The 12657-nt window shown below is 37.6% G+C and carries 7 protein-coding genes; 2 read left to right on the top strand and 5 right to left on the bottom strand.

What is annotated here, in order from left to right; all coding sequences use genetic code 11:
* The first annotated feature begins 2 nt into the window (after positions 1–2).
* Complete coding sequence (locus ACFSR3_RS08615; protein ID WP_379820611.1) at positions 3–1142, top strand: efflux RND transporter periplasmic adaptor subunit; 1140 nt, start codon at positions 3–5, stop codon at positions 1140–1142.
* Between the two features lie 131 nt (positions 1143–1273).
* Here ACFSR3_RS08615 and ACFSR3_RS08610 read toward each other — a convergent pair whose 3' ends face one another.
* Both ACFSR3_RS08610 and ACFSR3_RS08605 read right to left on the bottom strand, forming a co-directional pair.
* A complete protein-coding gene (locus ACFSR3_RS08610; RefSeq protein ID WP_379820610.1) occupies positions 1274–2677 on the bottom strand; it encodes a DUF5689 domain-containing protein in 1404 nt (467 codons plus the stop codon).
* Between the two features lie 12 nt (positions 2678–2689).
* Positions 2690–5578 (bottom strand): carboxypeptidase-like regulatory domain-containing protein, encoded by a 2889-nt coding sequence (locus ACFSR3_RS08605; protein WP_379820609.1) that lies wholly within the window; start codon positions 5576–5578, stop codon positions 2690–2692.
* 136 nt (positions 5579–5714) lie between these two features.
* Here ACFSR3_RS08605 and ACFSR3_RS08600 point away from each other — a divergent pair, with 136 nt between their 5' ends.
* Positions 5715–6809, top strand: a complete 1095-nt coding sequence (locus tag ACFSR3_RS08600; protein ID WP_379820608.1) for an endonuclease/exonuclease/phosphatase family protein — start codon at positions 5715–5717, stop codon at positions 6807–6809.
* Between the two features lie 55 nt (positions 6810–6864).
* On the opposite strand, the gene ACFSR3_RS08595 is transcribed toward ACFSR3_RS08600, so the two are convergent.
* The 3 genes from ACFSR3_RS08595 to ACFSR3_RS08585 all read right to left on the bottom strand — a co-directional run.
* Positions 6865–9150 carry a T9SS type B sorting domain-containing protein gene (locus ACFSR3_RS08595; protein WP_379820607.1) on the bottom strand — a complete coding sequence of 762 codons (2286 nt, stop codon included), beginning with the start codon at positions 9148–9150 and terminating at the stop codon, positions 6865–6867.
* Between the two features lie 67 nt (positions 9151–9217).
* Complete coding sequence (locus ACFSR3_RS08590; protein ID WP_379820606.1) at positions 9218–10033, bottom strand: T9SS type A sorting domain-containing protein; 816 nt, start codon at positions 10031–10033, stop codon at positions 9218–9220.
* A 232-nt stretch (positions 10034–10265) separates the two neighbouring features.
* The coding region (locus tag ACFSR3_RS08585) for an Ig-like domain-containing protein (RefSeq protein WP_379820605.1) at positions 10266–12657 on the bottom strand (2392 nt) is incomplete at its 5' end.

Genomic DNA, 12657 nt, shown 5'->3' with positions numbered 1-12657 from the left:
TCATGAAACGCTATATAGTATCAATATTAGCTTGTACCACATTGTTTTCATGTGGAAAAAAAGAAACTGAAACCAGTACTGAAAAACAACCTGCGACTGCTGCTGCTAACGTGGTTGAACTCACAACTGAACAGGCAAAAAATGCGGGCATAGAAACAGGAAAACCTCTGGAGAAGGAACTGAGTGGTACCATTCAGTTACAGGGTAGCGTTACCGTACCCCCCCAAAGTATTGTACATGTTACTTTTCCACTTGGCGGATACATAAGGAAAACAAACCTGATGCCCGGTATGCAGGTTCAAAAAGGACAGGTTTTGGCAGTTATTGAAGATATGCAGTACATTCAGCTGCAACAGGATTATCTTACTGCAAAAGAGCAGTTCAGACTCTCGGAAATGGAATATAACAGACAAAAAGAACTTAATGCAAAGAAAGCCAGTAGTGATAAGCTTTTTGAACAGGTAACAGCCGAAAAAGAGACACATAGGATTACCATGGTATCATTAAGTCAAAAATTGACGTTGCTGGGGGTAAATCCGTCAAGGCTTACCGCTTCAACAATTTCTAAATCCTTATCTATCGTTTCACCGGTTAACGGTTTGGTGTCTAAAGTAAATGTAAACGTAGGGAAGTATATTGCAGCTACTGAAATGCTTTTTGAACTTATAAATGTGCAGGATATTGTGTTAACATTCAATGCTTTTGAAAAAGATATACCTTATCTTAAAACAGGTCAAAAGGTTGAGGTGTATCTAAACGATCGAAGCAGCGATAAGTTATCTGCTAAAGTTATGTACATTAACCAAAGCCTTAATGGTGACAGGGCAGCAGAGATTATTTGTAAACTGGACAGGTATGACAGCGCATTGCTTCCCGGGCAGTTTGTTAATGCAGACGTTAGCATATCCAATAAAAAATCGCTGACTGTACCTGAAGAAGCCGTAACAGAGTGGCAAGGCAAAAATTATGTTTTTGAACATAAAATAGAAAACAGCTATGAAATGATACCGGTAACTGTTGGTATTGTTCAAAATGGTATGAAGCAAATAAGTTCTGAAAAAGTGTCTGCAAATTCAGAGCTGGTTATTAAGAATGCTTATTCGTTGCTTATGAAAGCGATGAATAGCGTTGAAGAGGAGTAAATCTATTTTAAAGCAAAAGAGGCTGCCTAAAACAGCCTCTTTTTTTATGAGATTAAGTTCTTTTAAAACCCTAAATAAAAAATCCATTTTACAATTAAGTAAAATGGATTTTTTAATTCTAACTAAATGGATTAGTTTATAGCTATATCATCAATCTGAATTGTGGTTGTAACGTTAGCCGATCCGGTATATTCAAAAACAAAATAACCATTTCCGGTAAGTGTTGCAGGGATGCTGTAAGATCCTGCTGTTGTAAATGAATTTTGAGATTGTCCGCTTGCAGGGTAAATTAAATTAGTGAAGCTACTGGTGATATCTACAAGTTTAGTTTCGTCAATATCAAAACCTGCCTGATAATCTGCATCTTTAATATAATATACTTTTAAAGCTTCTCCTGTCATATATCGTATCTCTTTACTAAAGCTAAATGTATTTGCTGCTGTAAAATCTACAGGTACAAAGAAATACGTTTTAGAATCTACACCCGGAGTACTTGATCCAGAAAACGAAGTCATCTCAATATATTTGTTACCTGTACCGGCAGGGAACTGTTTAACCTGCCAGTATCTGTTACCTACTGTATAATCAGTAATGTATTTTGGAAAAGAAGATGCATTAAGCGCATAGCTATCAAAGCCTTCTGTCAGACTTCCAGTGTAAGCAAGAGCAGAACCCACCTGAGCAGACTGGCTTTGTCCCGGTTCCGGTGGAGCTTCACCAAATCTTGCTTCTGTAAGTTTTATATCAGCCTCAGTACGGGCAATAAACTGGTAATCGTCATTATATTTAGTCATTACACCTCTAACAGTTCCTGATTCTTTTGGAACAGTATGTGAAGCATAAGCCGTAAACTCACTTGTTCTGAAAATAACCCTTCTTCCTGTTGCGTCTTCAAGATAGTGGTTAGTAGCACCACCAATTGCATTGCTGGCGTCATAGTAAGTATCGTATACAGATTCTTTAACGAACTCTACATTCTGAAGTTCAATAAGTGTATTAATTCGGGCGTCTTTTAAAGCTTCCTGAATTGTTAACTTTTGTACTAACTGGTCTTCAGGAATAATAGTACAAGAAGGTACAATGACTTCTCTGAAATCTGCAGGTGCCAACCTTCCTACTTCTCCCTGATACAGGGCACCAATTCTTAGAGAACCAAATTTTTTGTCAGTATAAATAAAATCATCATTTAATTTTACATACACCATACGTCCCGGTTCCATTCTTTTGAAGATAGACGTTACATCAGCCGGAACGCTAAAACCAAATGATCCGTCGGCAGTTTGTAGTGAAACTGATTTAAAGAAGTTACCCTCAATATCCGTTGATACTACATAAGCAGCTATAACATCTTCTTTTGTATATTTTGCTGCTACTGCAGGAGCGGGAACCTGTTGAGGCTCTAATGTTGTTGAAATATAATTTTCAGGGCAATCAAGCGTAGGAGTATCGTAATCGTCTTCATTTATACAGCTTGTCAGTAGTAAGCCTGATGCTAGTATCAATGCAATCACTGATTTATTAAAAACTGTTTTCATAGTATATTTTTTTTAAAGATTTATATAAAGGTTAACAAAATATGTCCTGCCGTATCCATAAAAGTACCTAGGACCGAAAGAAGGAGTTCCGCTTGAAACGTCCTGATTTAATTGTCTGTAATTAGCATTTCTTGCCTGTTCGAAGCCACCTGTTTTGTATGAAACATCAAAAAGGTTGTTGATGCTTGCGAAGAATCCAAAAGTGTTATTTCCTATTTTCCATGACTTACCACCGGTAAGGTTAACTAAAAAGAAGCCATCAAATTTTTCCTGTTTTAATAACTGTCTTGTGCGGGTATCTGTAATTTCACCGAATTGATAGCCTGTTTCAGGGTTTATCAAAAAGTGATCTGTTCTTAATAAGGCAGATACATCTATGTAGTTACTTGCCAGATAGTTTCCATTAGCACCAATCCACCAGAATTTAGGATCTCTGTACTCAATTCCTAAAGAGTAGGCTTGTTGTGGCATACCCGGTAGTTTATAATCTTTAAGATATGCTTGACCAAAGTTAGTTACTGAAGTATTTACATCTCCGGGATTTGTTTCAATAAGATCTGCAGCGATACCATCGTTGTTGATGCTTACGGTAGGATTATTTGAGTAAGTATACTGACCGTATGAAGCCGAAGCCATAGCCTTAATAGTAGGAGTGAACTGGTATTCTATACCCATTTCAATACCCATTTGCCTTTTATTTATATCTGTAACTGTTTCGGCGATAAAGGCATTTGAATCTGCCGAATCATCTGCTTCAACAATACCTTCTGCAAAGAAAAATGATGTTTCTGTAGCGTTTTGTATCTCTGAGTAAAAACCTGTTAATCTTGCTTTTAATTTAGGGGCTCTAATAATGTAGCTAAGATCACCACCATAAATGGTTTCACTATCCAAACCGTCTACAATACTGTTGTTTAGCCTTGCATTAGGAAAAGTGTTTCTAAGGGTAGGAGCTTTGGTCATATAAATACCATTAAGGGTAAGCATATGTCTTCCTGTTATTTTATAGTTAGTACCTGCTTTAAAACCTAAATTGTCAAAGTTTACCTTTTCACTTTTTCCAAAAGAGTTGTTTGCGTATATACCATTTCTGTACAATCCGTCTCTTTGATAATCTGATCGGGTATAGTTTGCAGCAACATAAAAATCTGCTTTGCTATATGTAAATCTTCCCTGAGCAAAAGCGTCAATGGTATTTGCCAGAAGGTTATAGTTGTAACCAAAAGTATCACCAACACCTACTTGTCTGTTTGGATTATTCAAATCAGATTGTGCCTGGTTACCACTATAAAAAGAGTCTATATCATCATAATGCGTTCCACCAAGAAGATCAAGAAGATTCTGGAAGTTATGAGATTTCAGGTTTTTATAAGTCACTCCACCATCAAGACTTAAGTGATCCGTAAGCTGTGAGTGAAAAATACTGTTAGCCGTAAATAGTTTATCATCTGTTCTGTCTTCATACAATACATATTTACTTTTAGAAGGTGCTCGTCCTATAATATTACCATTTGCATCGGTAATCGCTGTTGTATTAGCTGTATACATTCCATCCCAGTCAATTTGAGAATTAGCTTTAAAATCTTCTCTTGTTTTATCAGCTATCCTTACTATGTCTTCATCATTACCAATATATTTTCCACCAACACCTCCGGGATAATAATCTTCAGGATTGTTAGAATCTGTGTATTGAGAAGTATAATAACTCGGTAAATTCCTGTAATAAGTAGGATCAGGATTATCGGCATCCTGATAGTCAATACGACTGTTGCCAATTTTTCCGAACTGGTAAGCAACATTTGTATTTAGTGTGCTTTTTTCGCTTATTTTCCAGAAATGGCTTAGCATTAAGACAGGTTCATCAACATCTTTGTCTCTTGAGTTCTTTTTTTTGCCATTTTGCCATCCCCAGTATGAGTTGTATTTTTCTCCAACTAAGTTAGTAACCTCTTGTGTATTAGGAGAATTTTTTCCTCTGCTGTTTTCAGCATAAATACTTGTAAAGTTAAGACTGTGACTATCGCCAAAACGTTTTTCTACACTGGCAAAGAATGAATTGGCACTATAATCGGTACCTTCAAAATAACCCTCTGTAGACCATCTTCTTGAGCCTGAAATTACAAATGCAATTCCGTCTTTGTTTAGCCCGGAAGCATAAGTACCCATTCCTCTCCAGCTGTAATTTGTATTAGTGCCTGAGAATGAGACACGCGTACCCGGGCGGTATATAGATGCCCTTGTATTAATTTCCTGAGTACCCAAAAGTCCACCAAAAGTATAATCAGACGGTGCCGAACCCATAGTGAACTCCTGGTTTCTGGTAGCATCATTAAGACCTCCCCAGTTACTCCATTGAGGTCTTCCGTCATATATTTTATTCATTACTATACCATTTATCATGGTAACACCATATTCATTGTCAAGACCTCTTATCCTGAAACGGGCTAAACCCCAGTTAAAGGCAGCAGCCTGCTGATATGTATCTCGTGATGCCTGTAGTAATCCTGCGGTGTTTTCAGATCCACTGTTATCATCACCCAGGTCATTTTCTGTAATGGTGATAAGGCTTAGTTCCTGTTCTGAAGTTATGTCTAATTCAAGAGAAATAATTCCAAGATCTGCCTGTTGTCCGGACTTAATTTCCAAATTGAATGTTTTTGGTGCATAGCCGGCACTCTGAACTACAATAGCCTGTTTTCCTTCGGCTATATTTTCAAAGATAAATACCCCTTCTGCATTTGTTGTAACGGTTAGATTTGTGCTTTGAAGGGTTGCAGCAATATCCTGCAATGGTTTTTTCGATTTAGAATCGATTACGGTACCTTTTACCTGCGAAACCTGTTGTGCCCAACACGTTATGACCTGCAGAAAAAGCAAAAGGCCGAGTAGCGTTTTTTTCATAAATTTAAGTAAAGTTAATCTCCAATCATTAAGTTAAAAATTTCTTAACGGGCACAAAATTAGATGTTTTGATTATCCTATTTACTTTTGTCGCAGGGTTTAAACTAAACTTGATATTTACATAATATTCGTCAAAATGATTAAAAATTATTTAACCTTAGCTTTCGTTATTTCTACATTATTCGGGCTAAAGGCACAGGAAAAACAATTCAAAGTTCACACAATCGCTTTTTATAATGTCGAGAACTTTTACGACACTATTAACGATCCAAAAACAAATGATGATGAGTGGGTATACACCGCTAAGAATTTTAGAAAAAAGGTTAATAACCTTGCTAAGGTTATTTCATTAATAGGTACTGATGAGAATCCTAATTCTCCAACGGTTATTGGCTTGGCAGAAATTGAAAACAGAAGAGTTTTGGAGGCTTTGGTTAAAGATCCGCAACTTGCTTCTAAAGATTATGGTATTGTACAATTTGATTCGCCGGACAGACGAGGTATTGATACTGCTCTTTTGTACCAGAAGAAACACTTTAAACCAACCAGCTTTATAAATATACCGTTATATATTTATGATGATTTTGCCAAACCTGATAGTAAAAAGGCAGCGGTTGCTAGTCTGGATAAGGTAGATTCTGAAGACAATTCTGAAGCAGATAGTGAGTCAAAGAGGATATATACCAGGGATCAGCTATTGGTAACTGGTTTGTTGGATGGTGAAGAGGTAAGTTTTATTGTTAATCACTGGCCTTCGAGAAGGGGTGGAGAAGCGGCCAGTAGTCATTTGCGTGAAGCCGCAGCTGCCCTGAATGTAAAGACAATAGATTCTTTATATAAGATCAATCCGGATTTGAAACTTATTACAATGGGTGACCTTAATGATGGACCGTATAATAAAAGTATAAAAAAGGTACTAGGAGCTAAAGGAAAAAAAGAAGATGTAAAGGCACACGGTATGTTTAACCCAATGGAGCAAATGTCTAAAGACGGTGTAGGTACACTTGCCTACAGGGATGCCTGGGATCTTTTTGATCAAATCATAATTACTGAGCCATTGATCAGAAAAGATTATACTACTTACAGGTATTGGAAAGGCGGTGTGTTTAAAAAACCTTATCTGTTGCAATCTTCAGGTCAATATAAAGGATATCCTAACAGGAACTGGAATGGTGATATAGGTTATAGTGATCACTTACCGGTTTATGTTTATCTGATAAAGCAAAAATAAAAAAAGCCTCATTTTGAACTGCCCCCAAAAAGTTAAACACTATTTGGGGGTATTTTTATCGCATTAAGGAAAAGTGTCCTTTAATGCTTCTGCTGTTAATGGTAATTACAAACCAGTAATCTGTTGCAGGTAATGGTTTTCCATTCAAAGTCCCGTCCCAACTACCGGATCCTTTGAAACCTGTAATAACTTTTCCGTATCGGTCAAAAATATATACTTCGGCTTCCGATATAAAGTTTAGGTAACGTATTGTCCAGACATCATTAATAGTATCATTGTTGGGTGTAAAGAAACGTGGATAATCAAGAATGAAAAAATCCAGTTCTAATGTTCCACAGCCATTCTTATCCCTTATGTAAGCTTTATACTTTCCTGAGGGGAGATGGTTGAAAGTGTTAATGTCCTGATAATTTTTGTCATCCAGAGAGAATTCATAATTACCGTTTCCAACAGGTTCTATAGTTACAATGTTATTCTCGCCTTTAAAATCATCAATTATTACATTGGCACCTGTGGCTTTGCCCGAGGGGGTAATAATAAAATTTTTTGTCCCGGCGCATCCATGGTTGTTTGTTACAGTTACAGAATAGTTTCCTGGTTCGTTTATTGAAATTCTTTGAGAGTACTGTGGCGGATTTGTACTCCATTCATAGGAGGTATAGCTGTTTCCGGCATCAAGGATAAGAGTTTTGTTTTCACAAAGTGTAATTTCTTCATCATTAAGGTCGCTACCAAATGAGTATACTAAAAGTTCTATTGGTACAATTCCGTAACAATCTCCACTACTGTATATGCGGGCATAAATTGTTTGGTGGCCAGGAGTTGTATTTATAAAATTCTGTGGATCTGCAATTGGGTTAATAGCTAATAAAGCGTCATTAGCAGATATAAAATACTGAAGGCTTAAGCCTGATGGGAGGTTCTGTAGTATTTGTGATTCGCGTTGGGTTAAATCAAATATAGTGATCCCGTCATCGGTGCCATAGTCGTCACAGCTGTCTATAGGCGAGGGAGTAATCAGTGTATTATTGGATGTTACTAAGGTTATTGGGCTTATGCTGAAACAGCTGTAAGGTGTCATTACCTGTGCGTAGATGATTTGATTTGGCGTACTGTTGTGAAATGATGCTGTGTTTGTTATATGGTTACTGCTTGTTTGAGCATCATTCATGTTTAGGTAATAATATACAAAAAGTGATGTATCATTGTTTGTGACCATATTATAAGCAAGGTCGAGATTGTATGTTGTTATTCCATCATTATTGTCATCACATTGAATTAATGTATATGCTGAAACTACTGGAGGGTTACTTTCTTCTATTCTGATTTTTCCGGTAGAGGTACAGCCTAGTCCAAATTCAACAATTACACTATAATTACCTCCCGAAGTAATATTGTATGTTGATGAGGTAACAGGTTGTAAAACATCATCTTTATACCATTTATAGCCGGTTGCATTAGGTGTGAAGGCATTTAATTGAATTGTTTCTCCCGAGCATAAAGGATTGTTAGTTTCAAATAATCGATCAGCTCCCAGATCGGTAACATTTTTAAAGCTGCCACCTCCTAAAAAGATAGCTGAGTCATAAAGGTTGTTTCCCTGATCGGCAACAACGAGTTTTATATGATAAGTCGTGCCGGGCATAACATCGGTTTTGGCCTGTAGGATTACAGTCTGCCCATTAAAATTTGTTGGATGTTCAAAATCATTAAAGCTGTCGAAATACTGCTCATTAGCTGAAGGACATACTCCTAGGCCTCTTACAGTATTTACTTTTACAGGTATGTTTGTGTCGGGAACAACAGCAAGATTTGTATAAGGTGTATTACCTGAGGCTTCTTTTATTAAAAAGGCAAAGCCGTCAGTATAGTTGCATTGATTTTGAGAGGTAATGCTGGTAAGGTATTGCTCTGACGAAAAGATATAATCAAAACTTATTTTGTCGGTATAGGGTATAAAATCAAATTCAAGTACAGTAGCGTTTATGGTATTACTTACACCAAGGGCGATTTCAAGATCGTTATCGCCTAACCAGTCTGTGGAGCCTTCGCTAAGGAGAGAATTGTTAGGTCCTGTTGCAGATGTAGCAAATCCGGTGCTTAAAACAATTCCGTTTGTAAAGGGAAAAGTATTTGAGCCATTGGTAAAATGGCCATAACTTTTATTTCCGTGAGATCCCTGTATGTTAATATTAGAAACCTGTGCACAGGAATTATCAATTAAGGCATTTACAAGTTGTTCCGCACTATAGGAATCATTAACCTGTAAATGCTGTTGCGCGGTTACTTTGCAAAGGCCGAATAACCCTAATAAGCATAGCGGGAGTAAACTTTTTTTCATGGTTGCAACAGGTACAAATAAAAAAGAGCACCCCAGGACGGGATGCTCTTAAAAAATATAAGCCTAATTATTTTTTAATTAATTTTTTTGTAGCAGTCTTACCTTCTTCAGTAATGTTTACAACATAAATACCTGCAGTAAGGTTAGATACATCTACAGTTCCGTTGTTTACTGTTGTAGCAAGAACCTGTTTGCCAAGCATATCATATATAGCTACAGTTTTTTCAGTATTAGCAGATGAAGTGATGTTTAATACACTGTCAGAAACAGGATTAGGGAACATTAGAAGACCTTCAATGTTATTGTCGTTTACACCAGCAATTGTATTGTCTACAAACGATAGGTTATCATAATAGATGTAACCTCCGCTTGCACCATCCTGATGGTATGCTCTTATCTGGTATCTTATTTTAGCAGCTCCTTCCGGTGCAGTTACAGTTACAGTTTGATTTACCCAGTTAGCACCGTCTACAGAATAGTCAGATAGCTGTATGTTTGATTGTAAAGCTGTTGCAAGAGCTGTATTAGAAGCATCAAGCCAACTTGACCATAGTCTTGTTCTTGCCTGAGTATCGTTGTCTAAATACCAGTAGCTGATAGTATAGCTGTGTCCAGGTACAACAGGTATAAGGTCACTGTATTCAAGGTATTGTGTAGTTCCCTGAGCTTTAGATTGCTGTTTAACAGCGTTACCGCTCTGAGATGTTGTTGTTTCTTTAGTGATAAGGTCGTTATAAAGAACAGTAGTTCCTGCTGGATCAAAATTTTCAGGATTTGTACCTGTCCAGTTTTCGAAATCACCATTTATAATAAGATTGTCCTGTGCATTTGCAGTTACTGCAGTTAGCGCTAGTGCAGCAGCTAAAACGTAAATTTGTTTCATTTTCTGATTGTTTTTATTTGGTGTAAAATTATAAATAGCGTTCTGTGCTATGCCTAAATAAATATTGCCAAATAGTTACGGCATGGTTATTTAACACTTTTAGAAAAGCATTGTTGTTAAGTGTTTATAAACGAATCTTTTCTTTTTTGTAAACTAGCATTTTTTGGTTGTTTTATAATAAGTACAGGCTGCCAATTGGCAGCCTGTACTGGATAGAAACTATTTAAACAAACTATTTTTTTCTCACTATTCTTACTGTTTTCTCAACATCTCCAAAGTTTAGTTTCAGGATATAAACTCCCGACTCTAAATTTGACATGTCAATAATTGCATTTTGAGTATCCGTTTGTTTGTCAATAACCAATTGACCGGTTAATGAGAATACTTTTACCGCTGTAAGATATTCATCAGAAATAATCTGAAGTCTGTCTGTTACAGGATTAGGGAAATAACTAAAGCTGAACTTATTTACGTCATCACGTCCAAGTGTTAGTGTTACGGTTACTGCAAGAACAGAATTACTTTCACATCCGTCTATTGTCTGGGTTGCGAAGTATGTTGTTTCAGATGTCAGAACGGTAGTTTCAGGTAAAGCATTCTCGCCCGAAAGCGCATCAGCTTCTGTGGCATACCATTTTATGTTTTGTCCCTCTGCAACAAGATCTGCAATTGTATGTTCTTCTTCAGTAAATATTTGTTCTGTATTACCCACAGGTGCATCTGTAGAATGTATTGTAACAACCACTTCTTTAAGCTGACTTTCGCATCCGTTTATGGTTTGCGATATGAAATAACTAGCTGAAGTTATTACCGTGTTTTCGCTAAGAGGGGTATCCGCAGTTAGTGATTCATAAATACTTAGGTTTTCACCGGTAATAGTTGCTGTAAGTTCAGCAATTGTAGCTCCTTCACAGAAAGTTTGGTTTTCGGCTAAAGGTAATGTAGTAACATTTATAGTAACCGGAACCATAGCTCTTAAACTTTCGCATCCGTTCAAGGTTTGCGAAACATAATAATTACCGTTAGAAAGCAGGATGTTTTCTGTTATTTCTGTATCACCGTTATCAGTTGTATACCATTTCAGGTTTGTACCTGTTGCTGTTAGATCAGCAGTATTTGCTATCTGGCAGAATGTTAATGGCATCACTTCCGGAAGCGCTGTTACATTTATGGTCACTTCTATCTCTGTTCTCTCACTTTCTACACCATTTACGGTTTGCGTTACGAAATAACTACCTGTAGAAAGCTCATTATTTAATGATAGTTCAATACCGCCTGTTGCAATATCATACCATTTTAAATCTGTACCTTCAGCTGTAAGATCCGCAACCGTTGCAGCATTACAGAATTCAAGATCCGTTGCAACCGGTGCCGGTGGAGTAGGGATCTCTATTGTAATTGTTACAATCACTTCCGTTCTGCTACTTTCACAACCATTAATTGTTTGTGATACAAAGTAGCTTCCTGATGCAAGCGGTGTTGTATCTGCTAGTTCCGAGCCTCCTGTTGAGGCTGTATACCATTTTAGATCAGTACCTGAAGCTGTCAGGTCTGCAACTGTCGCCTCATTTACAAAGCTAAGTGCTGTTGCTGTAGGAGCAGGAGTAACATTTACAGTTACTGCTACCTGAGTCCTTGTACTCTCGCAGTTGTTTAATGTTTGCGACACGAAGTAGTTACCTGTTGTAACCGTAGCAGTTGAAGCAAACTCAGTACCACCATTAGCAGCCGCATACCATTTCAGGCTTGTACCTGTAGCAGTTAGTTGTGCTACCGTTGCAGTATTACAGAAAGAAAGAGCTGTTGCTGTAGGAGCAGGAGTAACATTTACAGTTACCGCTACCTGAGTCCTTGTACTCTCGCAGTTGTTAAGTGTTTGCGATACGAAGTAATTACCTGTTGTAACCGCCGTCGTTGAAGCAAGCTCAGTACCACCATTAGCAGCCACATACCATTTAAGGTTTGTACCTGTAGCGGTAAGTTGCGCTACTGTTGCAGCATTACAGAAGGTAAGTGCTGTTGCAGTAGGAGCAGGAGTAACATTTACAGTTACTGCTACCTGAGTTCTTGTACTCTCACAGTTGTTTAGCGTTTGCGATACGAAGTAGTTACCTGTTGTAACGGTAGCAGTTGAAGCAAGCTCAGTACCACCATTAGCAGCAGCATACCATTTAAGGTTTGTACCGGTAGCAGTAAGTTGTGCTACCATTGCAGTATTACAGAAACTAAGAGTTATTGCAATAGGAGCAGGAGTAACATTTACAGTTACCGCTACCTGAGTCCTTGTACTCTCGCAGTTGTTTAATGTTTGCGACACGAAGTAGTTACCTGTTGTAACCGTAGCAGTTGAAGCAAGCTCAGTACCACCATTAGCAGCAGCATACCATTTAAGGTTTGTACCAGTAGCTGTAAGTTGTGCTACCGTTGCAGTATTACAGAAAGAAAGAGCTGTTGCTGTAGGAGCAGGAGTAACATTTACAGTTACTGCTACCTGAGTTCTTGTACTCTCACAGTTGTTTAGCGTTTGCGACACAAAGTAGTTACCTGTAGTTATCGCTTCTGTAGAAGCAAGCTCAGTACCATCATTAGCAGCCGCATACCATTTTAGGTCTGTACCTGTAGCG

Origin of the sequence: Flavobacterium suzhouense (assembly GCF_042684765.1) — a bacterium.
Taxonomy (GTDB): Bacteria; Bacteroidota; Bacteroidia; order Flavobacteriales; family Flavobacteriaceae; genus Flavobacterium; species Flavobacterium suzhouense.
Note: the sequence above shows the minus strand (reverse complement) of the source record. Positions and strands in the feature narration are given on the sequence as shown.